The sequence below is a fragment of the Acidobacteriota bacterium genome (assembly GCA_020853395.1).
Taxonomy (GTDB): domain Bacteria; phylum Acidobacteriota; class Vicinamibacteria; order Vicinamibacterales; family SCN-69-37; genus JADYYY01.
The window spans coordinates 24,333-50,788 of sequence record JADYYY010000002.1 but is presented as its reverse complement, the minus strand read 5'-3'; the positions used below and the strand labels follow the sequence as shown (position 1 = coordinate 50,788).

At 70.5% G+C, this 26,456-nt stretch carries 24 protein-coding genes; 19 read left to right on the top strand and 5 right to left on the bottom strand.

Annotation, left to right across the window (positions count from 1 at the left end; all coding sequences use genetic code 11):
- Positions 1-234 precede the first annotated feature (234 nt).
- From IT184_00770 to IT184_00755, 4 genes are all read left to right on the top strand, one after another.
- Complete coding sequence (locus IT184_00770) at positions 235-1,374, top strand: glycosyltransferase (GenBank protein ID MCC7007326.1); 1,140 nt, start codon at positions 235-237, stop codon at positions 1,372-1,374.
- Positions 1,371-3,263 (top strand): DUF2029 domain-containing protein, encoded by a 1,893-nt coding sequence (locus tag IT184_00765; protein ID MCC7007325.1) that lies wholly within the window; start codon positions 1,371-1,373, stop codon positions 3,261-3,263. Before IT184_00770 ends, IT184_00765 begins: the two co-directional genes overlap by 4 nt.
- Positions 3,264-3,399: 136 nt before the next feature.
- Positions 3,400-4,419 (top strand): HYR domain-containing protein, encoded by a 1,020-nt coding sequence (locus IT184_00760; protein MCC7007324.1) that lies wholly within the window; start codon positions 3,400-3,402, stop codon positions 4,417-4,419.
- Entirely contained in the window at positions 4,416-6,071 is a 1,656-nt protein-coding gene (locus IT184_00755; protein MCC7007323.1) for a hypothetical protein, read from the top strand. Before IT184_00760 ends, IT184_00755 begins: the two co-directional genes overlap by 4 nt.
- Positions 6,072-6,092: 21 nt before the next feature.
- Here IT184_00755 and IT184_00750 read toward each other — a convergent pair whose 3' ends face one another.
- Entirely contained in the window at positions 6,093-7,097 is a 1,005-nt protein-coding gene (locus tag IT184_00750) for a flippase-like domain-containing protein (GenBank protein ID MCC7007322.1), read from the bottom strand.
- 86 nt (positions 7,098-7,183) lie between these two features.
- Between IT184_00750 and IT184_00745 the strand changes: the two genes are divergently transcribed.
- From IT184_00745 to IT184_00725, 5 genes are read left to right on the top strand one after another with little or no spacing between them, the layout of a single operon-like run.
- On the top strand, positions 7,184-8,383 hold the full coding sequence (locus tag IT184_00745) for a glycosyltransferase (protein ID MCC7007321.1): 1,200 nt from the start codon (positions 7,184-7,186) through the stop codon (positions 8,381-8,383).
- A complete protein-coding gene (locus tag IT184_00740) occupies positions 8,380-9,144 on the top strand; it encodes a methyltransferase domain-containing protein (protein ID MCC7007320.1) in 765 nt (254 codons plus the stop codon). The genes IT184_00745 and IT184_00740 overlap by 4 nt, the downstream gene beginning before the upstream one ends.
- Positions 9,141-10,121, top strand: coding sequence for an NAD-dependent epimerase/dehydratase family protein (locus IT184_00735; protein ID MCC7007319.1), 981 nt, complete (start codon positions 9,141-9,143; stop codon positions 10,119-10,121). The genes IT184_00740 and IT184_00735 overlap by 4 nt, the downstream gene beginning before the upstream one ends.
- A complete protein-coding gene (locus IT184_00730) occupies positions 10,102-10,899 on the top strand; it encodes a hypothetical protein (GenBank protein ID MCC7007318.1) in 798 nt (265 codons plus the stop codon). The genes IT184_00735 and IT184_00730 overlap by 20 nt, the downstream gene beginning before the upstream one ends.
- A 1-nt stretch (position 10,900) precedes the next feature.
- Positions 10,901-11,968, top strand: a complete 1,068-nt coding sequence (locus IT184_00725) for a glycosyltransferase (protein MCC7007317.1) — start codon at positions 10,901-10,903, stop codon at positions 11,966-11,968.
- Between the two features lie 73 nt (positions 11,969-12,041).
- Here IT184_00725 and IT184_00720 read toward each other — a convergent pair whose 3' ends face one another.
- Together IT184_00720 and IT184_00715 are read right to left on the bottom strand one after the other, a co-directional pair.
- Complete coding sequence (locus tag IT184_00720) at positions 12,042-13,181, bottom strand: hypothetical protein (GenBank protein MCC7007316.1); 1,140 nt, start codon at positions 13,179-13,181, stop codon at positions 12,042-12,044.
- A 23-nt stretch (positions 13,182-13,204) separates the two neighbouring features.
- Positions 13,205-14,206 (bottom strand): alpha/beta fold hydrolase, encoded by a 1,002-nt coding sequence (locus tag IT184_00715; GenBank protein ID MCC7007315.1) that lies wholly within the window; start codon positions 14,204-14,206, stop codon positions 13,205-13,207.
- A 73-nt stretch (positions 14,207-14,279) separates the two neighbouring features.
- Here IT184_00715 and ttcA point away from each other — a divergent pair, with 73 nt between their 5' ends.
- From ttcA to IT184_00700, 3 genes are all read left to right on the top strand, one after another.
- A complete protein-coding gene (gene ttcA, locus IT184_00710) occupies positions 14,280-15,059 on the top strand; it encodes a tRNA 2-thiocytidine(32) synthetase TtcA (protein ID MCC7007314.1) in 780 nt (259 codons plus the stop codon).
- A gap of 9 nt (positions 15,060-15,068) precedes the next feature.
- Positions 15,069-15,518: a D-tyrosyl-tRNA(Tyr) deacylase gene (locus tag IT184_00705; protein ID MCC7007313.1), complete on the top strand. Its 450-nt coding sequence runs from the start codon at positions 15,069-15,071 to the stop codon at positions 15,516-15,518.
- Positions 15,519-15,690: 172 nt separating this feature from the next.
- The gene (locus tag IT184_00700) at positions 15,691-16,536 is read left to right on the top strand and encodes a hypothetical protein (protein ID MCC7007312.1); all 846 of its coding nucleotides are present in this window, start codon (positions 15,691-15,693) and stop codon (positions 16,534-16,536) included.
- A 33-nt stretch (positions 16,537-16,569) separates the two neighbouring features.
- Here the strand turns inward: IT184_00700 and IT184_00695 are convergent, their stop codons facing one another.
- Positions 16,570-18,189: an FAD-dependent oxidoreductase gene (locus IT184_00695; protein ID MCC7007311.1), complete on the bottom strand. Its 1,620-nt coding sequence runs from the start codon at positions 18,187-18,189 to the stop codon at positions 16,570-16,572.
- 29 nt (positions 18,190-18,218) lie between these two features.
- On the opposite strand from IT184_00695, the gene IT184_00690 reads away from it, so the two are divergent.
- Together IT184_00690 and dapF are read left to right on the top strand one after the other, a co-directional pair.
- Positions 18,219-18,983 carry a methyltransferase domain-containing protein gene (locus IT184_00690; protein MCC7007310.1) on the top strand — a complete coding sequence of 255 codons (765 nt, stop codon included), beginning with the start codon at positions 18,219-18,221 and terminating at the stop codon, positions 18,981-18,983.
- 4 nt (positions 18,984-18,987) lie between these two features.
- On the top strand, positions 18,988-19,794 hold the full coding sequence (dapF, locus tag IT184_00685; protein ID MCC7007309.1) for a diaminopimelate epimerase: 807 nt from the start codon (positions 18,988-18,990) through the stop codon (positions 19,792-19,794).
- Positions 19,795-19,855: 61 nt separating this feature from the next.
- On the opposite strand, the gene IT184_00680 is transcribed toward dapF, so the two are convergent.
- A complete protein-coding gene (locus IT184_00680) occupies positions 19,856-20,401 on the bottom strand; it encodes a DUF4398 domain-containing protein (GenBank protein MCC7007308.1) in 546 nt (181 codons plus the stop codon).
- Between the two features lie 22 nt (positions 20,402-20,423).
- On the opposite strand from IT184_00680, the gene radC reads away from it, so the two are divergent.
- The 5 genes from radC to IT184_00655 all read left to right on the top strand — a co-directional run bounded on the left by radC (position 20,424) and on the right by IT184_00655 (position 26,441).
- On the top strand, positions 20,424-21,113 hold the full coding sequence (gene radC, locus IT184_00675) for a DNA repair protein RadC (protein ID MCC7007307.1): 690 nt from the start codon (positions 20,424-20,426) through the stop codon (positions 21,111-21,113).
- Positions 21,113-22,537, top strand: coding sequence for a nickel pincer cofactor biosynthesis protein LarC (larC, locus tag IT184_00670; protein MCC7007306.1), 1,425 nt, complete (start codon positions 21,113-21,115; stop codon positions 22,535-22,537). Before radC ends, larC begins: the two co-directional genes overlap by 1 nt.
- Positions 22,538-22,591: 54 nt before the next feature.
- The gene (gene metG, locus IT184_00665) at positions 22,592-24,580 is read left to right on the top strand and encodes a methionine--tRNA ligase (protein ID MCC7007305.1); all 1,989 of its coding nucleotides are present in this window, start codon (positions 22,592-22,594) and stop codon (positions 24,578-24,580) included.
- Positions 24,577-25,392: a TatD family hydrolase gene (locus tag IT184_00660; protein MCC7007304.1), complete on the top strand. Its 816-nt coding sequence runs from the start codon at positions 24,577-24,579 to the stop codon at positions 25,390-25,392. The genes metG and IT184_00660 overlap by 4 nt, the downstream gene beginning before the upstream one ends.
- Before the next feature lie 98 nt (positions 25,393-25,490).
- Complete coding sequence (locus tag IT184_00655; protein ID MCC7007303.1) at positions 25,491-26,441, top strand: polyprenyl synthetase family protein; 951 nt, start codon at positions 25,491-25,493, stop codon at positions 26,439-26,441.
- The last annotated feature ends 15 nt before the right edge of the window (positions 26,442-26,456 follow it).

Here is a 26,456-nt window from a genome sequence, read left to right as displayed (position 1 = left end):
GGCGGCGTCTGCACTCCCTTCCTGTCTCTATCGAGCCCTTGGCCTACACACTTTAGCGTTCGGTGCCGTGTTTGACCGGCCGCGCGCGAGCCACTAACATGTCCCGTCGTTCCGGCTGCCGATCGCACGCGTGAGGCGCAGCCATTGCCCACCGTGGTCTCAGACGCCAGTCCAAGCCCTCGTCCGCTGAACATCCTGCAGGTCTGCGATCACCTGGGGTGGGAGGGGTCGCGGATGCACGGCGTCAAGCGGCTGTTCGCCTGGATGATCCCGCGGTTCGACGCCTCCAGGTACCGCGTCTCGCTCGTCAGCCTCCGCCGCCGCGACCTGTCGGAAGAGACGCTCGACGCGCTCGGCATCGACATCACCTATCTCGGCAAGTCGCGATTCGATCCGACGACGCTCCCGGCGCTGCTGCGGGTGATCCGCGCGAAGCGCGCCGACGTGTTGCACCTGCACGGCTACGGCGCGACGACGTTCGGCCGGCTGGCTGCGGCGATCGTCGGCCTGCCCGTCGTGCTCCACGAGCACGCGAATCTGACCGCGACGCCCTGGTTCCAGAAGGTGGCCGATCGGATGCTCGAGCCGGTGACCGACGTCGCGATCGCGGTCTCGCGCAGCACGGCCACGTTCGTCACGGAGGCACGGCTCGTCCGGCCCGAACGCGTGCGCGTCGTCTATCTCGGCGCTCCGGTCGAGGAGTTCGGCCCACCGCGGTCGGCCGACCAGATCGCGGAAACGCGGCGCTCGCTGGGCGTCGCGCCGAGCGACTTCCTCGTCGGGTCCGTCACGCGCCTGCACGAGTCGAAGGGCAACGAGTACCTCGTCGACGCAGCGCGCCAGGTGATCGACGCGCGGCCCCAGGCCCGCTTCATCGTCTTCGGGGAGGGACCGCTCCGGGCGTCGCTCGAGGCGCGCGTGCGCGCCCTCGGGCTGGGCGAACGATTTCGCTTCGCGGGGTTCGTTCGCGACGTGGCGGCCGTGCTGTGGGCATTCGACCTCGCCGTGTTCCCGTCGCTCTGGGAGGGCACGCCGCTGACGGTCTTCGAAGCCCTCGCCGCCGCGCGGCCCATCGTCGCGACCGACGCCGACGGCCTCGCGGAAGTGCTCGTCGATGGCGCCAACGCCGTCATCGTCCCGCGCCGCGATGCCGCGGCGCTCGCGGCCCGCATCATCGAGCTGGCGGATGCACCCGAGCGGCGGCAGGCGCTCGGGCACGCCGCGCGTCGAAGCGCGTCCGCTTATGACATCACCGCGTTCGTCCGCAAGATGGAACGGCTCTACGATCTGCTGCACCGTGAGTCGCGGGCGCGGCACCGGCGGATCGCCGAGTCGAAGGACATGGCGTTCCTGACCGAGCCGCCCATCCGGTGATGCCCGCCAGCGGATCGGCGCGCCGGCGGTCGGGTCTGGCGGCAGCGCTCGTCGTCCTCGCGCTCTACGGCGGTCTCGCGGCGACAGTCGATTTCCCGTCGGCCGCCATCGGGATCCAGAGCGACGAAGCGACCTATTACCTGGCGGGTCACAGCCTCGCCGCCGATGGCGACCTGGAGTACCGGCGCGAGGATCTCGTCCGCACGTATCGCGAGTTTCCGTCAGGCCCGTCCGGCATCTTCCTGAAGCGCGGCGTGACGCCGACCGGATTCCGGCTCGACGCGCGTCCGCCGTTCTTCAGGATCGTCGGGCATCCCGATCCGAACACGTCACGCCTGTACTTCGGCAAGTCGTTCGCCTATCCGCTGGCCGCCGCGCCGTTCGTCTGGATCTTCGGCACGAAGGGGTTTCTCGTGCTGAACGCGCTGCTGCTGACGGCTTCGTTTCTCTTGGCGTATGCCTTTCTGAGCGCGCGAGCCGGCACGGCAGCCGGCCTGCTGCTCGGCGCGGCGTTCGTGTTCGCCACGGTCGTGCCGGTGTACTTCGTCTGGATCGCCCCGGAGCTGTTCAACTTCGCGCTCACGGTGGCGACCGGCTTCCTGTGGCTCTACAAGCACGTCGCGCCGCGAGCTTCTGGCCGCGGCACCGCATGGCTGCGCGCGTGGTGGACCGATCTGCTCGCGGCGGCGGTCATCGGCGTGCTCACGTTCTCCAAGGTGACCAACGTGCTGCTGCTCGTCCCGTTCGGCATCGGACTCCTCGCCGAGCGAGCCTGGCGGCGCGCGCTGGCGGCCGGCGTGGCCTGGGGGGCGGTGACGTTGCTCTTCTTCGGCGCGAACGTGGCGATCAGCGGCGACTGGAACTATCAGGGCGGCGAGCGGGTGACCTGCTACGGCCAATATCCGTTCCAGTCGACGGCAGCGGGGATCGACGTCTGCGATCCGCGCGGCCGCGACGAGGGGCTCGGCGACGTCATCTTCGATCCGGAGGGCTTCTGGACCAACCTCCGCGCCAACGGCCTGTACGTCCTCGTCGGCCGGTACTCCGGGCTGTTCGCGTATTTCTTCCCTGCGCTCGCCGGTGTGCTGGCCTGCGCCTTCCGGCCGCGCGGCCGTCCGGTGTGGCAATGGCTCGTGCTGGCCGGCATGCTGGGGCAGCTCGCGCTCTTCGTGATCACCCAGCCGTACACGTACTTCGGCGGGGGAGGATCCGTCGGGAACCGGTACTTCGTCGGGCCGTATGGGCTCGCGCTCTTCGTGCTGCCGGCGAGCGGCTCGCTGGCGGCGGCCACCGCGCCGTGGCTCATCGGCGGGCTGTTCATGGGCAAGCTCGTGCTCGATCCGTTTCACACGTCGATTCGGCCGGCCGACCATGCGAAAGCGGGCCTCTTCCGGCTGCTGCCGATCGAGCTGACGAACGTGAACGACCTGCCGATCAACACCGACGTGTCGCGCGTGCGGATCTGGTACGGCGAGACGGATCGCGGCAACCCGGGCTTTCAGATCTACTACCTGGACGACAACGCCTACCTGCAGGAGGCCGATCGCCGCAGCTTCTGGACTCGAGGTGCGTCGCGGGCGGAGCTGCTCATCAAGAGCGACAAGCCGTACTCGCGGCTCCAAATCACGATCTCGTCCGGTGCGGTGCCGACGACGGCCGCGGTGCGGATCGGCGGCCGCCTCGCACGCGTCGATCTCGCCGCGAACGCCTCGACGGCCGTACAGATGGATCTGGGCACGCCCTTCCCGTACCGCCGGTACGGCGCGCCGACGTACGTCTGGGTCGCGTCGGTGTCCAGCACGGCGGGCTTCGTGCCCGCGCTCGTCGATCCGGCGTCGACCGATCGGCGCTATCTCGGCGTTCGTGTCGAACCGATCATCGTCCGATGACCCTGACGGGGGCGTGCCGCCGGACCGGCGCCGGCGCCTTGACGCGCGCGCAGCCTCGTCGGTAAGGTTGAGCCGCTTGTCGTCGCCCTCCCCGACCCGCCCGCGAACGCCCGGCGGCGTTCCTGTCTGGCTCGTCATGGCGCTTCCGGTGCTCGTCGCGGCGGGATGCCACAAGAGCCCCTCGGCGCCCGGACCGGTGCCGTCGCTCGAGAACCCGCCGCAGATCAGTTGCCCGGCGAGCTTCACGATCGATACGGACGCTTCGAGCGTCGAGGTGAACTACGCGGCGCCGACCGTCACCGACGGCCGCCCGCCCGTCACCACGGCGTGCTCCGTGCCGTCGGGCTCGACGGTGCCGCTCGGGACGACCAACGTCCTCTGCCTGGCGACCGATGGGGCCGCGCGGACGACGCAGTGCTCGTTCCAGGTGACGGTGAAGCTCGCGCCGAAGCTCAAGGGCGTGAGGTTTCTCGCCTTCGGCGACAGCATCACGTCAGGTGAGACCGGCGAACCATCGGGCTATCGCGTGATGGTCTTCCGGCCGGAAGACTCGTATCCGTCGCTGCTTCAGAACGCGCTGCGGAGCCGGTATGCGCTCCAGACGCCCGTCGTGGTCAACGCGGGGCTCGGCGGCGAGTTCGTGACCTGCCCGCCGGAGCGCGCGAGCTGCAGCAGCGGACGGCTCGTCTCGGAAATCCGGAGTCAGCATCCCGACGCGTTGCTCATGATGCAGGGCACGAACGACCTCGGCGCGCAGATTGCGCCGGAGCTCGTGTCGGACGCGCTCCGCGACAACGTGCGCCGCGCGTTCGACGAAGGCGTCGGCGCCGTCTTCATCGCCACGGTCACGCCGCAGGTGCCGGGCCGGTTCCGCGCGTTCGCCGCGCCGGGCAGCATCGAGACGCTGAACGAACGCATCCGCGGCTGGGCAGCGGCCGAGCACGCGGTTCTGGTCGACACGTACGCGGCGGTCGCACCAATGAAGGAGACGCTGATCGGCACCGATGGCCTCCACACCACGGTGGCCGGCAACCAGGTGCTCGCCGACACGTTCCTCGCCGCCATCGCCGCGAGCTACGAGCTGCCGCCGGCGAGCTCGCCTGCTCCCGGCACGCCCGCCGGACGCCTCACCGCACTGCGGTCGCTGCGACGATGACCCCGACGGGCTGGGCGCCGCACGTCCGCGCCCTCCTCGTCGGCGCGGCGCTCGTGCTCGTCATGACCTACCCGACGGTGCCGCGCGCCACCACGGTTGGCCGGCTCGACACGAACGACGGGATGTTCAGCATCTGGAACGTCGGCTGGATCGGGCACGCGCTCTCGACCGACCCGCGCACGCTGCTCGACGCCAACATCTTTTATCCGCACCGGGGCACGCTCGCGTACTCGGAGCTGAACCTCGTCGCCGGCGTGCTCGGGTGGCCCTGGTACGCCGCCACCGGCAGCGCGCTCGCCGCTCTGAACGGCTCGGTCGCCACCGCGCTGCTCTTGTCGTTCGTCGCGATGGCCGCGCTCGTCCGTCGGCTGACCGCATCGGAGCCTGCCGGCCTCGTCGCTGGCGTGGCCTTCACGTTCTCGCCCTACGTGTCGGCCCGCACGCCTCACGTGCAGTTGCTGATGATCTTCGTGCTACCGCTGCTCCTCGTGGCCGGCCACCGGCTCGCCGACCGGCCCGGCGTCTTTCGCGGGTGCGTGCTCGGCGCCGCGCTCGCGCTCGCCGCGCTCGCGTCCGGCTACTACGGCATCTACGGCGGCGTCGCGCTCGCGATCGTGATGCTCGGGCTGGCGCAACGCGCGCCGCGGTACTGGGCCTCGCTCGGCATCGCCGTCGTGTCCGCCGCGCTGTTGCTCTGGCCGGTGCTCCGCGTGTACGAACGCGCGCGTGCGGCGTCGGGCGCCGTGGACCTCGCGCGGTCGGCGGAAGAGGCGCGCGGCTGGTCCGCGAACCTCTCGTCCTATCTCGCGTCGGGAGCGTTCGCGCATCACTGGTGGATGCCGGCGCTGCACGCGTGGCGCCCCTGGATCGACGCGCTGTTCCCCGGGATCGGCGTTCTGGCACTCGCCGCGGCCGGCGTCGCGGCGCTGCGGCGCGCGCCGTCCACCCGCCGGCTCCTCTGGGCGTATCTGGCCGTGACGTTCGCTGGGCTCTGGGCGTCGTTCGGACCGGACGCGGGCTTCTACCGGCTGGTGATGCTCGTGCCGGGCGCGTCGTTGCTGCGCGCGCCCGCGCGCTTCGGCGTGATCGTCGTCCTCGGATTGAGCGTGCTCGCCGGGTTCGGCGTCGCATCGCTGAGCCGCCGCCGGCCCTGGGTTGGCGCCCTGCTCGTCGTCGTGCTCGCCGCGGAGCTCGCGGTCAAGACCGACTGGGGCTGGCCCTCATGGCCGCTCCGCACGACGACGCCGCCATCGGTGGCGTATCAGACCGTGGCCCAGCGTCCCCGCGGCGTCTTCGTCGAGTTCCCGTTCCCGTACGTGCGTTCGAACTACCACAACCACGGCAGCGCGATGTACTGGTCCACCTATCACTGGCAGCCGATGGTCAACGGCTACAGCGACCTCGTGCCGCCCGACTTCGACGCGATCGCCCGGCCGATCAACTTCTTCCCGGATCCCGCGTCGTTCGCGATCATGCACGAGCGGCAGGTGCGGTACGTGCTCTGGCACATCGATTACTACCGCAACGGCGGCCGGGAGGAGATCGCCGCGCGCATCCAGCGATACGCGCCCTACCTGCGCCCGATCGTGCAGAACGAGGACGAGTGGCTGTTCGAGATCGTTGGCTGGCCACCAGCAGGCGCGCCGCGCTGAGGGGATGACGCCGGCGGCCGATCAGGACGATCCGACCTCGCTGGCGTGCGGACGCGTCACGTAGGCCACGGCGCCGCTGACCGAGAACACCATCATCATCGCCGCGCCCGTCAGCGAGAGCGCGAGCGCGCCAGCCGTGGGCAGGTGCAGCGCGGCGAAGTACTCGACGAAGGTCTTCTCGCGTACGCCGAAGCCGTTCACCGACACCGGCAGCATCTGCACGATGAACGAGATCGGCACGAGGATCGCGAGATGCGCGGAAGGTATCGCGATGCCGAGCGCCCGCGCGATGGCCGCGTAGAAGGCAACGATGAGCGCCTGGACGCCGATGGCGCCGACGAAGCACTGCACGAGCGCGCGTGGCGCGGCGCGGAATCGGCTCAGCGCCGCCGTCAGCCGTTCGACCCGTTCGCTGACCCACGCCTGGTGGACGACCTCGAGCGGACGAAGGGCCATGCTGATGGTGCGTGGCGCGACGACCGCCACGACGGTCGCCGCGAGGCCGCCGGCGAAGGCGAGCCAGAGCAGACCCGGGCCCAGCGGTCCGAGCGCCTCGCTGCGCGCGGCCGCGATGGTGGCGCCGCAGGCCGAGACGAACACGAGGCCGAGCAGGCCGAGGCCGCGGTCGAGCAGGATGATCGTCGTGGCCAGCGTCTTCGATCCCGCCGCGCGGGCGGTGTCGCGAATGCGCACCACGTCGCCGCCGATGTTCGACGGCAGGAAGTTGTTGAAGAACGTCGCGACGAGAAACGAGCTGAAGAGCGAGCCGAACGGCAGATCCACGCCCTGCGCCGAGAGCAGCAGGTCCCATCGCCACGCGCTCAGCAGGACCATGGCGCCGTAGAGGGCGAGCGCCGCGGCGAGCCAGACGCCGGACGCCGTGCGGACGAGCTGCCAGACCTCGCGCGCGTCGACCGTGCTGAACAACCAGTACAGCAAGCCGCCGCTGACGAGAATCTTCAGCGTCCAGATCAGCGCGTGCCGTCGGGCGTGGCGGGGAGGAGCGGACGAGGCCGAGTCGGTCATGCACGCCGCGACGCGCCGTAGTCGTGTCGGGCGGCGTAGTGTACCATTAGCCGGCGCGCCTGACCGCGAGGGCGGGCGGCCCGGCCATGCACATCCTGATGATCGCACCGGAGCCGTTCTTCGAGCCCCGGGGAACCCCCTTCTCAGAGTTCCATCGCATCCGCGCGTTGACGTCGCTCGGCCACACGGTCGACCTCGTGACGTATCCGTTCGGCCGCGACGTGGATCTGCCCGGCCTGCGGATCCACCGCTGCGCGCGGCCGCCGTTCGTCTCGCGCGTCAAGATCGGCCCCTCCTGGGCCAAGGTGCCGCTCAATCTGTCGCTGACGCTCACGGCCGTCCGGCTCGCGATGACGGGGAAGTACGACGCCGTCCACTCGCACGAAGAAGGCGGCGGCATCGGCGTGATCCTGGCGGCAATGCTTCGCATCCCGCATCTGTACGACATGCACTCGAGCCTGCCGCAGCAGGTGAAGAACTTCGGTGTGCGCGGCGTGCCGGGCCTGTCGCATCTGCTCGGCTGGCTCGAGCGACTCATGGTCGCCCGATCGCGCGTCGTGATCGTGATCTGCGAGGACCTGCGCACGACGGTGCACGGGATCCGGCCGGACGTGCCGACGGTGCTGATCGAGAACGCGCCCGGTTCGGGCACGATGCCCACCGCCGGCACCGGCGCGCGCATCCGGGCGGCCCTCGGCCTCGCCGCCGACGCGCCGGTCGCGCTGTACACGGGAACGTTCGAGGCCTACCAGGGCCTCGACCTGCTCTTCGAGGCGATGGCGATCCTCGTCGAGACCCGTCCCGACGCGCGGCTGGTGCTCGTCGGCGGAGACGAAAGGCAAGTCGCCACGGTGCGCCGGCAGGTACACGCCGCGGGCCTGACCCCCTACGTCATCCTGACCGGGCAGCGGCCGGCCGACGACATCCCGGCGTACCTCGACGCGGCGACGATTCTCGTGTCGCCGCGCTCGACCGGCACCAACACGCCGCTCAAGATCTACCAATACCTGCGGTCGGGCCGCCCCATCGTCGCGACGAACCTGCGGACGCACACGCAGGTGCTCTCGCCCGAAATCGCGTTTCTCGGCGACGCGACGCCATCGGGCTACGCCGGCGCGATGCTGGCGGCGCTGAGCGATCCCGATCGCGCGCGGCGCATCGGCGAGGAAGCGCGCCGCGTGGCCGACGCCCGCTACAACGACGAAGCGTACGTCGCCAAGACGCGCCACGCGCTGGACCTGCTCTTCGACGCGCCCGCGTCCGAGGTCGGCCGGAGCGTCGCGTGAGCGTGGAGTCGCGGCCGACGGGCGCCGCCGAACGTCGCCACTACAGCTACACCCACTACGTCGACCCTGCCGTCGCCGAGGGCTTCGACGCGCTGCGCTTCGGCGGTCCGATCGGACGGCATCTGCTCGAGACGCAGGAGCGGCAGATCCTCGAGGCGTTCGCGCCCGTGGCCGGTCGTCGCCTCTTGGACGTCGGCACGGGCACGGGCCGCGCCTCGATCGCGCTCGCGCGCGAGGGCGCGGACGTGCTGGGTCTCGACGCCTCGCCGCAGATGATCGCCGTCGCGCGGCGCGCGGCGGCGGCCGCCGGCGCCACGCTGGAGCTCGGCCTTGCCGACGCCCACGATCTGCCGCTGGCGGATCGCAGCGTCGACGGGGCGGTGTGCCTGCGCGTGCTGATGCACGCCGTCGACTGGCGGCGCTGCGTTGCGGAGCTGTGCCGCGTGGCGCGTTGGCGCGTGATGGTCGACTTTCCGGCGTTGCTCAGCGCCGCGGCCATCGAAAGCGCGGCCCGGCGGGCGGCGCACGGGCTCGGCCGCCGCGTCGAGCCCTACCGCGTCATCCGAGAGCGCGCCGTGCGCGACGCGTTCGCGCGCCACGGCTTCCGGACGATCGGCGTGCATCGCCTGTTCGTGCTGCCGATCGCGATGCACAAGGCGATCGGCGCGCCGGCGTTCACGCGCGCGAGCGAACGCGCGCTGGCGGCCGCGGGCCTGACGCGCGTGCTGGGATCGCCCGTCACGCTCGTCGCCGAACGATGAACGTCCTGGTCACAGGCGCATCCGGGTTCACCGGCAGCCATCTCGCGCGGTACCTGCACCAGCAGCGGGACCAGGTGCGCGCCTTCGTGCGGCCGACCTCCTCGCGCGCCCCGCTCGACGGCGCCGGCGTCGAGATCGTCGAAGGCGACCTGCTGGATTCGCCCTCCCTCGATCGCGCCATGCACGGGATCGACGTCGTCTACCACGTGGCCGCGCTGTTCCGGACGGCAGGCCTTCCGTCCTCGACGTACAAGGCGGTCAATGCCGACGCGGTCGCCGCCGTGATCGACGCGGCCGTCCGAGCCGGCGTGCGGCGCGTCGTCCACTGCAGCACGGTCGGCGTTCATGGAGACGTCGAGCATCCGCCCGCCAACGAAGATGCGCCGCTGAGGCCGGGCGACGTCTACCAGGAGACGAAGCTGCTCGGCGAGCGCCTGGCACGCGAGGCCGCGAAGCGGACGGGGATCGAGCTCGTGATCGTGAGGCCGACGGGCATCTACGGGCCCGGGGACCGGCGGCTGCTCAAGATGTTCGGCGCGATTGCCCGCGGGCGGTTCGTGCTGCTCGGCAACGGCCAGAACTACTACCACCTGACCTACATCGACGATCTGTGCGAGGGGTTTCGCCTGTGTGGAACGGTGGCGGCCGCCGCAGGGCGGACCTACATCCTCGGCGGCCCTCGCGTGACGACGCTCCGGGAGATCGTCGACATCACGGCGCGCGTCGCCGGGCGCCGCCCGCCGCGGTGGCGCGTGCCGGTGTGGCCGGTGTGGCTGGCCGGCGCCGCCTGCGAAGCGATCGCCGCGCCGTTCGGCCTGCAGCCTCCGCTCTACCGCCGGCGTGTAGACTTCTTCCGCAAGAGCCGATCGTTCGACATCTCGCGAGCGCGGCAGGAGCTGGGCTTCGATCCGCAGGTCGACGTCGAGACCGGCATCCGCCGCACGCTGGAGTGGTACCGTGCCCACCAATGGATCTGACGCCGGCGGCCGCGTGATCCCGCGCGCGCAGGACCAGCTCTTCGCCGCGCGCGGCGGTGCCATCGCGAAATATCGCGCGCTCGTCGTCGGCCGGGCGAGCCTCGGCGCGCTCGTGCTGCACGAGCTCGTCGCGCTGGGCACGCAGGCGGTCCCGGGAGCGCTCGGGCTCGCGCTGCGGCGTCTCTGCTATCCATGGCTGCTCGGCCGCTGCGGCCGCAACGTGGTGTTCGGGCAGAACGTCGTGCTCCGGCACCCGCACAAGATCGCGATCGGCGACGACGTGGTCATCGACGACCACTGCCTGCTCGACGCCAAGGGGGACGCGAACCAGGGCATCACGATCGGCAGCCGCGTCTTCGTTGGCCGGAACACGATCCTCTCCTGCAAGAACGGCGACATCGAGCTCGGCGATGGCGCGAACATCGGGTTCAACTGCGAGGTCTTCTCGGCGAGCCGCGTGACGATCGGCCGCGACGCGCTCGTCGCCGCATACGTGTACGTCGTCGGCGGCGATCACGATGTCGCCGGCCGGCAGACGGCCGTCCTCGAGCAGGGACGCCGGTCGGCGGGCGTGACGATCGGCGCCGGCGCGTGGATCGGCGCCGGCGCGATTCTGCTGGACGGTGTGGCGATCGGCGAGCGTGCCGTGGTGGGCGCCGGAGCGGTCGTGCGCGAGTCGGTGCCGGCCGAGGCCACCGCCGTCGGCGTGCCGGCACGGCTCGTCGGCGCGCGATCCGCGCAGGGCGTTGCGGCCGGCGATACGCAGGGACCAGCGTAGCGTGGCGACCGTCCTCGTGGTCACCTCTGCGCCGCCACTCGTCGAAGGCGGCCATCTCGTGATCGCCCGCGCGCTCGTGCGCGCCATGACCGAGTGCGGCCACGACGCGGCGATCGTCACGACCCCGTCGAATCGCTTCGGCCGGCAGGGCGCCGCCTACCTGGCGAACTGGCTGACCGATGTCGGACAGACGGGCGATGGCCGGCGCGTCGACCGCGTGATCAGCCTGCGGTTCCCGAGCTTCGCCGTGCGGCATCCAGCCCACGTCTCGTGGCTCAACCACACGATGCGCGAGTACTACGACCTCTGGGATCAGTTCTCGTCGCGCCTCTCACCGCAGGGCCGGATCAAAGAGGGCGTGCGCCGGGCGTTGATCCGCGCAACGGATACATATCTGCTCCGGCACCACGTCACGCGGCTGCTGGCGCAGTCGGCGACGATTCAGGCGAGGCTCGCGCGCTTCCACGGGCTTCGGGCGGACGTGCTGCACCCGCCGCCGCCACAGCGCCCCTACCGCACGGATCGTTACGGCGACTACCTGTTCTTCACGTCCCGGCTGACGCCGCTGAAGCGGGCCGATCTGCTGCTGCAGGCGCTGGCACGGCCGGAGGCTTCGGCGATCCGCTGCGTGATTGGCGGCGACGGCGACGACCTCGAGCGGTTGCGGACGCTCGCGCGCGACCTTGGCCTCGGCGAACGCGTGACGTTCACCGGGCGACTCGACGAAGACATCCTCGTCGATCACCTCGCGCGCTGCCGCGCGGTGGTGTTCGTCCCGAAGGACGAAGACTACGGGTTCGTGACCGTCGAGGCGTTCGCGAGCGCGAAGCCGGTCATCACGACGACCGACAGCGGCGGGCCGCTCGAGTTCGTCCGCCACGGCGACACCGGGTTCGTCGTCGAACCGACGCCCGAGGCCCTTGCCGGTGCGCTGGCGCAGATTATGGAGAGCCCGTCGGACGCTGTCCGCATGGGCACCGCCGCGCTCGAGCGGGTGCGCCCGCTCACCTGGCAGGCGACAGTGGACGAACTGATGAAGAACGAGGCTGGGCCGAATGCCGCGCTGTGAGTGCGGGGTCGTCAGTGCCGGGTTGTGAGTCCGTCACCCCTGCGTCTCGCGCGCGATTCGCGACTGCTGCTCGCTAGCTCGACGTCTTCCGCCCGATCCCGAACTGATCGCCGGCCCGCACGGCCGACGCGCCGTTGAAGACGACCTCGAGCAGCTTCTCGCTGCCGATCTGCCGGCCTGCCTCGTCCTCGAGCGTCGCGACGAGCGTGCGCGATCGCACGTCGAACACCTCGCCGGTCGAGGGCCACGCGTGCCGGCCGTCGAGGCTGAACGTGATCCAGCCGGGCTGATCCCGAACGGCCAGCGTCGCGATCTGGCGCGGCGGCATGACCGTGTTGTCGAACACGTGCACGGCCTTGTTGTGGCCGTCGCACACCCAGACCTCGCGCTCGTCTGGCGTCAGGCCGATCCCGTGGCTGGGACAGCCGTGCCGATCGACCGGCCCCTGACGATAGCCCTGCACCTCGACGCGGTGCAGCATCGTGCCCGTGCGGATGTCGCCGACTTCGAACCCGAGCAGCTCGTTGACGTTGACGTACGCGAGCGTCTGCGTGCCATTGACGGTGAACGGCCGCACGGATCGCGAGAACGGGCCGACGGCTCCGACGAGCGTGTGCGTGCGCGCGTCGGCGATCGAAAGATGCGGTGATGCCAGGCCGGACAGGTACACGCGTGAGCCATCGAGCGAGTAGAGCGTGTTGTGCGCGCGCGAGTTCATCACGATGGTCTTGATCGTCCGGCCGTTCGAGGCGTCGACGACGTTCCAGTGCGGCCCTTCGAACGAGGGCACGTACAGGACGCGCCCGTCCGGCGACACGGTCAGCCGATCGCACCCACCCTCGGGCGCCACGTCCCAGATCACGTCATCGGTGGACAGGTCGATGCAACACAGCCGGCGTATCGTCGTCACGAAGAGCCGGCCGGTCTTCGCGTGCGCGGCGATCCCTTTGACGTTATCGGGATCCTCTCCGGCCGGCACCGTCCAGGTCGGGATCCGCCTGACGAGCTGATATCCCTCGTCGATGTCGTAGACGAGGATGCCGACGCCGCCGTACCAGACGTAGTTGCGAATGCCGGGTTCGGCGACGTAGAGAAGACGCCGTTCGGCGGCGGCGCGCGTGCGGGTGGCGGCCGCGGCTGCCGTCACGCTTCCGGCCGCGGCTGCGAGGAACGACCGGCGGCTGAGGGACGCGGTGACCTCGCGCTGCCGAATCGGCACGGGCGGCTGGCGCCGGGTCATGGCCGGCGCCTCGGCCTCACCGGCACCGTGCTGGTGAACGCCGCGATCGCGTTCGGCACCTCGGGGGCGATCTTCAGGCTCGGATCGCTGTACGACGCGATCTGCCTGTTCGGGTCGGCCTCCACGGACTTCATGATGTGGTTCATGCCGGTGACGATCGTCAGCGTCGCATCGGGTTTCGCGGCCTTGAGCGCCTCGGCCTCGCCGACCGGCACCTGGATGTCGGTCGTGCCCTGGATGACGAGCACCGGCACGTCCAGCTTCGCGATCTCGAGCGACGGCGTGAACCGGAACCACGAGATCAGATAGGGCTGCACGCTGGGCCGGAACAGGCCCGCGACCGGCGGGACGCTCGCGAGCGCCGCGGGGGGCGCCAACGTCTCGCCTCGTTCGAGCGACGCGATCATCGTCTGCGTGGCCTCCCAGAGCGCCGGCACGGGCGAGAGCTGCGGCCGGAGCTGGTCGCGGAGGATGGCGGCCGCGTTGCGCGCCGGGCCGGAGATCGAGACGAAGCCCTCGGCCTCGGACATCTTCGCGGCCAGCATGCCGATGAGGGATCCTTCGCTGTGGCCGGCGATCGTGATGCTGGAGAACCGATCGTCGCCGCGGATGATGTCCACGAGATTCGCCGCGTCGTTGACGTAGTCCTCGAAGCGCAGATCGGCTTCGCGCTGGCCGGGCGTGGCGCTGCGGCCGATGCCGCGCTTGTCGTAGCGCAGCGTTGCGACGCCGCGCGCCGCGAGCGCCTCGGCCAGCATCTTGAGGCTGTCGTTCTTGCCGGGCAGCGCGGTGCTGTTGCCGTCGCGGTCGGTCGGGCCGGACCCGGCGATCAGCAGCACGATCGGCAAACGCCCGTCCACCTTCGGCACGAGCCAGGTCCCCGACAGCGTGCCGAGCGAGGTCTGGAGGCTCGCGTCCTGCGAGACCGCCGTCACCTGCGCGGACGCCGGCACGGACAGCAGGAACAACGACAACAGCACACCGGCCACTCGGACCATCGGCTCGCTCCTTCCGGCCGACGGCGACCCGCCGACGCGCCGGTCCGTGTATCCTACGTCTGGAAGCGCACTCGTGAGCTACAGAACACCACTCGAAGCCCGTCTGGCCAGGAAGGTCACGAGGGCCATCGTCGAACACGGCCTGATCGAGGACGGCGACCGCGTGATGGTCGGCCTGTCGGGCGGCAAGGACAGTTGGGCGCTGATGGAGATGCTGGACGTGCTCCGCCGGCGCGCCCCCATCGACTTCTCGCTCGTCGCGGTGAACGTGAACTCCGGCTACGCCGACTTCCGTCACGATCTCGTCACGTCCGCCTGCGCCGCACGCGGCTGGGAAGTGCACGTCGAGCACACGACGATCGGCGCCATCATGGATGACATCCTGGACGACGGCGACACGCCGTGCTCGCTCTGCGCGCGGCTGCGGCGCGGCGTGCTGTATCGGCTGGCCGACGCGTTCGGCGTGACCAAGATCGCGCTCGGTCACCATCTCGACGACTTCGTCGAAACGACGCTCCTGAACCTGTTCTTCCAGGGCTCGCTGAAGTCGATGCCGGCGCGGCTGGTGTCCGACACCAAGCGGCACGTCGTGATCCGGCCGCTCGTGTACGTGACCGAGGCCGAGGCGCGTGCCTACACGCAGGAAGTGGGATTGCCGGTGATCGGCTGCTGCTGCCCGGCGTGCGGCGATCTCAGCATGAAGCGGCAACGCGTCAAACGGCTGATCGCCGAGCTCGAGCTCGAGCATCCCGACATCAAGAACTCGATGATCACCGCGCTCGGCAACGTGGTGCCCGGGCATCTGCTGGACCGCCGGCTCCATCCGGCGGCAGAGACGCTCGTGCAAGCCTGATTCAGCGGCGTGCGGGCCGTCATCCAGCGCGTCCTTCGCGCCTCGGTCGCCGTCGACGGCGACGTCGTCGGCGCGATCGGTCACGGCCTGCTGGCGTTCGTGGGCGTCGCGGCCGGCGACGGCCCGGCCGATCTGGAGTACACGGCGTCCAAGATCGCCGAGATGCGGATCTTCCACGACGCCGACGGGCGCATGAACCGGTCGGTGCGCGACGTCAACGGCGCCGTGCTGCTGGTTTCCCAATTCACGCTGCTCGGCGACGTCCGGAAAGGACGCCGGCCGGCGTTCGACGACGCCGAAGCGCCCGAACGCGCGCTCGAGGTCTACGAGGCGCTGTCCGGCCGGCTCCGCGAGCTGGGCCTGAGGGTGGAGACCGGACGCTTTCGAGCCGAGATGACGATCGATCTCGTCAACCACGGCCCGGTCACGATCCTGCTCGACAGCCGGCGCCGCTTTTGAGAGCAGTCGTTCACGGACGTCGTGCGTGCTGAGTTCCCCTCCCGATGAGTGCGTGCGATCGGCGTGGCGCATGATCGACGCTGGCGCCGATGGCAGATGACCGATCATCAAGACGCCGCCGCGAGGTGGCAGACGAAGGAATCCGATGCCCAGATGCACCAGGTGGGGAAACATGAAAACGATCGTCGGCGTGCTGACCGCCCTGTTCGTCGCCGCCGCTTCGGCGTCGGCGCAGTCCCGGCCGCTGACGACGGAAGATCCCGAGACGGTACCGAGCGGCAACATCCTGCTCGAGGCCGGCCTGGATCATGGTCATGACGTGACCTATCCGGCCTCCGGCCTGCGCGGCAACCTGTGGCGCGTGGGCACGTTCGGGTTGAGCTTCGGCGTGAGCCCGATCGCCGAGATCCAGATCGACGGCGGGCTGCGCAACCGGCTGTCGATCAGCGAGATGACGCCGGCGCCGCTGGCGTCGATGCTCGACCTCGACACGGCGACGAGCACGGGCGACGTCGAGGACGTCGCCATCGGCGCCAAGATCCGGTTCGTCTCCGAGACGGCCACGCGGCCGGCCGTGGCGGTGCGCTTCTGGACGCGGCTGCCGAATGCCGGCAACGAGAGCGGGCTCGGCCTCGACACGACCGATTTCCACTTCGGCCTGGCGGTGGGGAAGACGACCCAGTCGATCCGTGTCGTGGGCAACATCGGGTTCGGCATCCTGCCGGATCCCGTCCGCGGCGATCGGCAGAACGACGTGCTCGACTACGGCGTGTCGGTGGCGCGTGCGGTCCGCACGGGCGTCGAGCTCGTGGGCGAGCTGAACGGCCGACTGAACACCCGATCGGGCGAGCCGCCGGTGGGCACCGAGAGCCGCTCCATGATGCGAATCGGGTCGCGGCTGACGCGCGGTCCCATCCGGCTCGACGGCGCGTTCGCCATCGGGATCACCGATCGCGATCCGGCCTGGGGCTTCACGGCCGGCGTCACCTGGGTGTTCAAGGCATTCAGCGTCAACTGAGCCCGCCCAGCGGGGCAACAGCCGGGATCCGCCTCACACTTGCGGCAGCACGTAGCGTCGTGCTGCCTCGCGGATCTCCTCTTGACGTTCCTGTGGCGTCCAACGACGCACGGTGCCCATGATCTCGGCGGCGCGCACCAGCGCGTGCTCGCCGGGATGGCCAGCGGCGCCAAGGACCGTGCGCCGCTGGACGACGTCGGCCAACCGGACGGCGGCGGCATGTTCGGCGGCATAGGCGATTTCGCCGGCCAGCACAGGCGATTCCGGGACGAGTCGCTCCAGCAGCCCGCGCTCGGCTGAAAACGCCAGCACCGCCGGCGCCTCCGTCCCATACACCTCCGTCAGGGCGGCGAGCGACTCGGCGTCGAGCGCTGCGCCCGCCGCGTCGACCACCGCACGCGCCGTGCCGGCGACGTCGTCGAGCCCGGCGTGGGGCAACTGCGTCAAGCCCGTCACCGAGCGGCGCGCCGCATCGCCGCGCTCGGCGCACACGAGGTCGATCGCGCGCTCGGCCGCGAGGCGCGCCGTCGTGAACTTCACGCCGACGAGCGTGGCGAGGCCGGGCGTGCCGCGCGGTGCGAACGAGACGATCTCGGGCTCGCCCTTCAGCTCGAGGCGGCCATGGCGGCGCTCGGCGGGCACCAACCCGTGCTGCACGAGCGCAACATCGTCGCGGCTCACGGCGAGCCGCGGGAACGTCGCGTTCACGTCCGCGAGCAGCTCTGCGACGGCCGACGCGGGCGGGACGTGTTCGTTCGCGTCGATTGCCTCGGCCGACTGCGAGGTCCCGACGAGCGCGCGACCGAGCCACGGCACGAGCGTCAGCATGCGTCCGGACGGTCCGCGCGACGCGACCGCGACGCGCGGCGCGGGCCGCGCGAGCAGGAGGTTCATCGCGCGCACGAGCGGCGGCGCGCCCGCAATCCCGAACAGCGCCCCGACGGGACCGAGCTGGCTGCCGACGGCCAGCAGCGTCGCCTGGGCCGGCACGTCCATGGTCTCGCCGGTGACTCGATCCCGCACCTTCGCGCCGACGACGCGGCCGCTCTCGACGAGCGCGCCGGCGATCTCGGCGTAGTTGACGAGCCTGGCGCCGGCCGACGTCGCCGCCATCGCGACGAGCCAGTTCAGCCGATCCGGAAACGGCGTCTGGTAGTCGTGCCAGCACGCGACGCCTGTCAGGCCCCGAGGCGGCAAGTCCGCGCCGGCCTCGTGCGCCCAGGCCGCCGCGCGCAGCCGGCTGCGGGGCAGGCGCAGAGCCTCCGGCACGCCGGCGCTCGTCGATCGGCCGAGGGCATCGTATGCCCGCAGCCCCAGCCCGAGCGCCCAGCGCGAACGTGCGAACGCGCCGGCCGTCCCTGTCACGAACGGCAGCGGCCGAACGAGCCGCGGCGCCATGTGGACCCATCGGCGGCGCTCGAGGATCTGCCGGCGGGCTTTGGCGAGCCGTCCCGCGCCGAGGTCGCGCAGCCCGCCGTGGATCGTGCGCTGGTGGTTGAACGACAGGCCGCTGCCGAAATCGTCGCGCTCGACGAGCGCGACCGACAGCCCGCGCAGCGCGGCGTCGTACGCGGCGAAGAGCCCGTGGATGCCGCCGCCGGCGATCAGCAGATCGAGACGCGTGCCGGCGAGGGTTCGAGGATCTGTTCGCATCCGTACGAAGTCACCTATAGTATTCGCCGATGCCCGACGTCTCGAGCTCGAGCGTCCGCCGCTACTGGGACGCTCACATCCACGACCTCGAGATGACGCCCCATCCGCCCGGGACGCTCGAGTTCTTCCGGGACCTCGACGCCTACCACTTCGAGAAGCTGCACCACCTGCTCACGCTCGTCGATTTCGACGCCTGGCGCGACCGCCGCGTGCTCGACGTCGGGTGCGGCACCGGCGTAGAGGTCGTGCGATTCGCGCGCGGCGGCGCGCACGTCGTCGGCGTGGACGTGTCCGAGCAGTCGGTGCGCCTCACGCGGCAGAACCTGCACCAGCAGCAGGCGACCGCCGTGCTCGCCGTCGCCGACGGGGAGCGGCTGCCGTTTCCCGACAGTACCTTCGACTTCGTGTACGCACACGGTGTCGTCCAATACGCGGCCGACGATCGACGCGTCGTCGCGGAATGTCATCGCGTGCTGCGGCCGGGTGGTCTGGCGCTGTTCCAGGTGTACAACCGTCGATCGTGGCTGCAGGTGCTGTCGAAGGTCATGCGCGTCCCGCTGGAGCACGAGGATGCGCCGGTGCTGCGGCGCTATACGATTCCCGAGTTCCGCCGGCTGCTGGCCCCGTTCGCCTCCACGGAGATCATCCCGGAACGGTTCCCCGTGAAGAGCCGCCTGCACAAGGGCTGGAAGGGCGTGCTCTACAACCTCGCATTCGTCGGCCCGTTCAACGCGATGCCGCGCGCGTGGGTTCGGCGCTGGGGCTGGCATCTGCTCGCGCGGTGCCGGAAGTAACGTCGTGACCGGCCGCCCGTCGATCGCGCTCGTCAAGGCCCACGCCTACGGCAACGACTTCCTGCTGGTGCACGCGGCCGACGTTTCGGCCGAGCAGGACCTGCCTGCCCTCGCTCGACAGGCCTGCGATCGCCATCGAGGGATCGGCGCCGACGGGCTGATGCTGGTGGAAGACACCACGGAGGGCGCCAGCACGCAACTGTTCAATGCCGACGGCAGCCGAGCCGAGGTGTCGGGCAACGGCGTGCGCTGTGCCGCGGCATGGCTCGCGAGCCGCCGCGGGCTCCAAGCCGGCGATCGCATCGTCATCGAGACGGCGGCCGGCCCGAAGCGCCTCGATCTGCTCGAGGCCTCCACGCGACGGTTCACCTTCCGTGCTGACATGGGGGCGCCGACGGATCTTCGCCGGCTTCGGCTCCGCGTCCATGACGAGGAGGTCGACGTGATCGCGCTGCGAGTCGGCAATCCCCAATGTGTCGTTCTCGGTCCAGCGACCGAAGAACGGTTACATGGGCTTGCGGCCGGCCTCAGCGTGCATCCGGCGTTCCCCGAGGGCAGCAACGTCGAGCTGGCCGATGTTCGCGGTCCGGGCCACGTTCGCATCCTGATTTGGGAACGGGGTGTCGGCCCAACCGAGGCCTCCGGCACGGGCGCCTGCGCTGCCGCCGTGGCGTCGGCGTTCGCCGGGGGCGCAGCCCGCGACGTGACGGTCGAATCGCCGGGCGGCGCGCAACATGTGGAGTGGACCGACGAGACCATCTGGCTCACCGGCTGGGCGGAGATCGTCGCCGACATCGCCTGGTGGCGTTGAAGTTCTTTCAATCGGCTGGCGCCGCCGGAGACTCGAAGGGCTGCAATGCCGGCGCCCCAGGCTAGGGCGCGCGCCGGCCCGCCGGGCCCGGCGAAGCCGCCGGTTCCGCCTTGAATGCCTCGATCGCCGGCGTGAGCACGGCGATCGCCTGCCCGTACTGCTGCTGTTCGACCAGTGAGCGCGCCTTTTGCAGAGTGGCGGTCGCGGATTTGACGCCGGCGCGAAGCCGCTCGGCGGCCGCCCGGGAGGCGGTCGGCCGTGTGCTGGCGGCGCGGACCAGATCGTCGAACGAGGCCAGCAACTGCTCGGCGCGGCTGCGCGCGGCCGCCTTCTCGTCGGCTGCGCGCTTGGCCGCCTCGTAGGCGCCGTTGCGCGCTTCGACAGCGAAGCGCAGCGCCTGCCGGTAGTCGCGCTGCTGGACGGCGGCCTCGTAGCCGGCGAGTGCCTGTTCGGCTGCCCGCAGTTCGGCCGGCGCGTACGTGTCCGCGCCGGCAGCACGAGCCGCGGCCACGGCGCCTTCCGCTTGTTGTCGTTCTTTCAGTGGGGGTTCAGAACAGCCCAGTACGCCGATCGCCAGCGCGACGGCGCAGAGACGTCGCCAGAACATTCGCCGTGGAGTATAGCAGCCCTTGGCACGACACCCTGGTACCATCGCGGCGCTCGCGCCGCAGGATCGACCGCGCGAGAAGCTGGAGCGCAGCGGGGCCCACTCGCTCGGCGACAACGAGCTGCTCGCCGTGTTGCTCGGCCACGGCGGCCGCGGCGCCGACGCGTTGGCGATCGCCAACACCATCCTCTCGCTCGCGGCCGGCTCCGCCGGCCTGACCCGCATGCATCGCGATCAACTCGCCAGCCTGCCGGGCGTCGGACCGGCCCAGGCCAGCCGCATCGCGGCGGCCATCGAGCTCGGCCGCCGCACGCTCTCGGGACCGCGGCGCGCTCGCCCGCAGTTCCGGCATCCGCGCGACCTCGCCGCGTTCCTCCTGCCGCTGTACGGCGCCCATCCGGTCGAACGGTTCGGCGTGCTGCTGCTCGACGCCCGCTACCGGCTTCTCTCGACGCAGTTGATCTCGGTAGGATCGTTGGATGCGAGCGTCGCGCACCCGCGGGAGGTCTTCCGCGGCGCGATCGTGGCGGGCGCGGTGTCGGTCGTGGCGTTCCACAACCACCCGTCCGGCGACCCGACGCCGAGCCGAGACGACGTGCTGCTGACCGAACGGCTGCAGCGCGCCGGCGCTCTGATCGGCATCGATCTGCTCGATCATCTGATTCTGACCGACGCGGAGTACCGGTCGTTCAAGGAACTCAAGGTGCTGTGATGGGACGTGTGATGTACCTCGACTGCTTCTCGGGCGCCGCCGGCGACATGTTGCTGGGCGCGTTCCTCGATGCGGGCCTGCCGCTCGAGGCGCTCCAGCGGGCGCTCGGCAGCCTCGCCGTGGACCACGAGCTCCGCGTCACGCGCGTCATCCGCGCGGGCATCTCCGCCACCTCCGTGCAGGTCCTCGATCCGCATCGTCCGGCCGCGTCGAGCGCGCCGCCCACCGATGCCGGCGCGGCGCCGCACGCCCACGGCCACCATGGTGAGGCGGACCACCACGCCGATCGCGAGCACCACTCCCATCACCACGATCACGATCATCACCACCACCACGATCACGATCACCAGCACGACCATGGCCATCATCATCACGGGCACGACCACGGCGGCGGCCGTGGCCACAGCCATCCGCACGCGCACGGCGCCGATGGGCACCGGACGCTGCACGAGATCGCCCATCTGATCGATCACTCGTCGTTGTCCGCGGCGGGGAAGGCGCGCGCGAAGGCGCTGTTCCACCGCCTCGGCGAGGCAGAAGCGGCGATTCACGACATGCCGCTCGACGAAGTCCACCTCCACGAGGTTGGCGCCCTCGACTCGATCATCGACATCGTCGGCAACGTGTTCGCCTTCGAGTGGTTCGGGATCGACGACGTGGTCGCGTCGCCGGTCAACGTCGGCGGCGGCACCGTCGAGATCGCGCACGGCCGCTATCCAGTACCGGCACCCGCGACGGCGCGGTTGATCACCGGCGCGCCCGTGTACAGCGCCGGACCGCAGGTCGAGCTGCTCACACCGACCGGGGCGCTGCTCGTCTCGGGCTATGCGAAGAGCTATGGGGCCCTGCCTCCCATGCGCATCGAGCACGTCGGCTACGGCGCCGGCACGCGCGATTTCCGCGACGTGCCGAACGTCGTGCGCGTCGTGATCGGCGAACGCGCGGCGGCCACCGGTGCGGGCTCGGCCGAGTCGATCGTGAAGATCGAATGCGAGATCGACGACATGAGCCCGCAACTCTTCGCGCCGGCCATGGAGCGGCTGTCGGCGCAAGGGGCGCTCGACGTGTTCCTGACGCCTGTCCAGATGAAGAAGAACCGGCCGGGTACGCTGGTCACGGTGCTCGGCCCGGAGGACCGCCGGCAGGCCATCGCGGACGTGCTGTTCCGCGAGACGACGACGCTCGGCGTGCGGTTCGAGCGGATGGAACGCGAGACGTTGGAGCGGCACTGGGAAGACGTCTCGGTGCTGGGCGGCGTGGTCCGGATGAAGATCGGCACGCGCGGCGGGGAAGTCCTCAACGCCGCTCCGGAGTTCGACGACTGCGTGCGCATCGCCGAGGCGACGGGGCGACCCGTCAAGCACGTCCAGGCCGACGCGATGCAGGCCTGGCACACCGCAGCCGCAGGCCGCCGCGACCGATAGGATCGAGGCCTTCCTGTACAATCAGAGGTCGGCCAGTCGTGGCCGGCCGTCGCCATGCCTCGATTCTTCCTCACGACCGCGATCGACTACGTGAACAGCCGGCCGCACCTCGGCACGGCGTACGAGAAGGTGGCGGCCGACGTCATCGCCCGGTACAAGCGCCTGGCCGGGTTCGACGTGCGCTTTCTCATGGGCAACGACGAGCACTCGCAGAACGTGTTCAAGCAGGCCGCCGAAGCCGGGCTCGATCCGATTGCCTACTGCGATCGCATGGAGGAAGAGTTCCGCCGAGCCTGGCGGAGCCTCGACATCTCCTTCGACGACTTCATCCGCACGACCGAACCGCGGCACAAAGCGGGGGTGACGGACCTCGCGTTGCGGCTCCATGAGGCCGGCGACATCTACCAGGGCACGTACGAAGGCTGGTATTGCGTCGGCTGCGAGGCGTTCAAACAGGAGAAGGATCTCGTCGACGGGCGCTGTCCGCTGCACCCGCAGTCCGAGCCGCAATGGCTCGAGGAACGCAACTACTTCTTCCGCCTGTCGAAATACCAGCAGCCGCTGATCGAGCACTTCACCGAGCATCCTGAATTCCTCGAGCCCGACATCCGGCGCAACGAGATCCTGCGGCTGCTCGAGAGCGGCCTCGAGGACGTGTCGGTGAGCCGCGCGGGACAGTCGTGGGGCATCCCGCTGCCGTTCGACGCGGGGAGCGTGGTCTACGTCTGGTTCGATGCGCTCATCAACTACGCGTCTGCGGTCGGGCTCGGCACCGATCCCGCCCTCTTCGAACGATGGTGGCCTGCCGACCTGCACGTCATCGGCAAGGACATCACGCGGTTCCACGCCGTGATCTGGCCCGCGATGCTGATGGCGGCGAAGCTGCCGCTTCCACGCCGCATCTTCGGTCACGGGTTCATGACCAAGGACGGCCAGCGGATGAGCAAGTCGATCCCTGGGACCATCATCGACCCGGCTGAGGCCGCCCATCGGCGCGGCGCCGATCCGCTGCGGCTGTATCTCGCCAAGGAAGTCGTCTTCGGCTCGGACGGTGACTTCTCCTGGGAGCGGTTCGACGAGAAGTACAACGTCGATCTCGCCAACAACCTGGGGAACCTCGTCAACCGGATCACGGCGATGGCCGAGCGGTACCGCGGCGGACGCCTCGTGGCCGTAGCCGGCGCCGATCGGCTTCCCGACACCGCCGCCGCGCTCGTCGCGTCGTACCGGGCCAACATGGACCAACTCGCGCTCGATCGCGCGTGCCACGACGCGTTCCGCCTCGTCGACGCCACGAACGAGTACATCGCGGCGAGCGAGCCGTGGGCGCTCGCGAAGCAGGGCCGCGACCGCGATCTCGATCGCGTGCTCTGGACGAGCGCCGAGGCGCTGCGCATCGCGGCGGTGCTGCTGAGCCCCGTGATGCCCGGCTCGTGCCAGACCATTCTCGAGCGCATCGGCGCGCCGGTCCGGCGGACGAGCGATCTGCGCCTCGAGCGCGACGCGCAGTTGCTGACCGCCGGCGAGCGAGACGTCGTGCGCGGCGACGCACTCTGGCCCCGGCTCGAGCAGCCGGCGCCCACTGCCGGCGCGCCGGCGAAGGAGATCCGAGTGACCGAACTGCCGAAAGACGTGCCACCTCCCGCGGCGCCGGCGCCAGCCTCGCCCGCGCCAACGGCCGCAGCGCCTGCCGCAGCGGCGCCGGCCTCCGACGACGCCCGCGTGGACATCGATCAGTTCATGAAGATCGATCTTCGCGTGGCCCGGGTGCTCAGCGCCGAACGCGTTCCGAACTCGAAGAAGCTGATGAAGCTCGCGATCGATCTCGGGACCGAACAGCGCACCATCGTCGCCGGCATCGCCGAGGCGTACGACGCCGAGACGCTCGTCGGCCGCACCGTCGGCATCGTCGCGAACCTCAAACCGGCGAAGCTGATGGGCATCGAGTCGAACGGCATGATCCTCGCGGCCAGCGGGGCAGACGGCCGGCCGATGCTCGTGGCGTTCGACGGGCAGCCCGCCCCTGGCACCAGGATTCGGTGAGCCTCGTCGACTCGCACTGTCATCTCGCTGACGAGGCGTTTGCGGCCGACCTATCGGAGGTGGCCGCACGCGCCCGCGAGGCCGGGCTCGGCGGGGCGCTCTGCATCCTGTCGGCCGACGATCCTGACGAGTTGACGCGGGCTGCGACCGTGCGCGAGGTCTGGCCCGCGGTGTGGTTCGCCACCGCGATTCACCCGCACCGGGCCGGCGCCGGGGCGGCCGATGCCGCGCGGGCTGCGGAGGTCGTGACGGCCGCGCTCGAGCGAACCGGCGCGATTGCCGTCGGCGAGGTCGGCCTCGACTACCACTACGACTTCTCGCCCCGCGGCGTGCAGCGGGACGTGTTCGCGGCGCAGGTGGCCGTTGCGGCGTCCAGGGACCTGCCGGTGGTCGTCCACACGCGTGAGGCAGCCGACGACACGCACGCCGTGCTCCAGAGCGCACCCGGCGTCCGCGGCGTGCTGCACTGCTTCACGGGCACGCGCGACGAGGCGCGGCGCGCGTTGGACCTTGGCTTCTACCTGTCGTTCTCCGGCATCGTGACGTTTCCGCGCGCCGCCGACCTGCGCGACGTCGCCGCGTTCGTGCCGATCGATCGGCTGCTCGTCGAAACGGATGCGCCGTATCTGGCGCCGGTGCCGCGGCGCGGCCAGCGCAACGAGCCCGCATGGGTGACCGAGACCGTGCGCGCCCTCGCCGCCACGCGGCGCATGTCCGAGCCGGATCTCGTGTCCGTGCTCGCGTCGAACTTCGCCGTGCTGTTCCGCGTGACGCTTCCGCGCGTTGACACCCCGGCGAAACCTATGGTCTGATTCCGGCAGGTTTTGAGCCCGTGAGTCTTCAGGCGCGACCGCTCTCCGTGGGCCCCTCCACGACATCCCCTCTGGATCTCGCGCACATCTTCGAGCCCGTGCGCGAAGAGTTGCAGCGCGTGGAGCACGAGTTCGCGCGCCATCTCGAGTCGCGCGTCCAGCTCATCCCCGAGATGGGGAAGTACGTCCAGATGAGCGGCGGCAAGCGGATCCGGCCGGCCGTGCTGCTCATGTCGGCGCGGCTCTGCGGCTACACGGGCGACCGCGGCGTGCTCAACGCGGCGGTCGTGGAGTTCATCCACACGGCCACGCTCGTCCACGACGACATCATCGACGGCGCGGACACGCGGCGCGGGCGGCTGACGGCGCATTCGCGGTGGGGCAGCGACATCACGGTGCTGCTCGGCGATTACCTGTACATCCGCTCGATGGCGATGGCCTTGACGCAGGACACGCTCGAGGTGGTCCGCCTCCTCTGCGACTGCACGCTGAAGATGATCGAAGGCGAGCTGTACCAGCTCACGAAGACCGGCGACACGAGCGTCACCGAGGAAGAGCACTTCGAGATCATCCGGCGCAAGACGGCCTATCTGTTCGCCGGCTGCGCGGAGATCGGGGCGCTGCTCGGCGCGTCGACGCCCGCCCAACGCGTCGCGCTCCGCGAGTACGGCTTCAACCTCGGCCTCGCGTTCCAGATCGTCGACGACGTCCTGGACTACGTCGCGGAGGAGTCGGCGCTCGGCAAGCCCATCGGCGGGGACCTGCGCGAAGGCAAGGTCACGCTGCCGATCATCCTGCTGCTGCAACGGACCGGGCCCGAGGTCGCCGAGCTCATCAACCGCGTCGTGGCCGACGGCCGCGTCACCGTCGACGAGTGGCGCACGATCCGGGAGCTGCTCGCGCGGCACGGCGCGACCGACGCGGCCTTCGAGCGGGCCGTCACCTACGTGGCTCGCGCCAAAGAACATCTCACGGCCGCCTTCGGCCCGTCGCTCGAGCGCGACCGCCTGTTGGCGCTGGCCGACTACCTCCTCAGCCGCGATCGCTGACACGCCGGAGCGTCC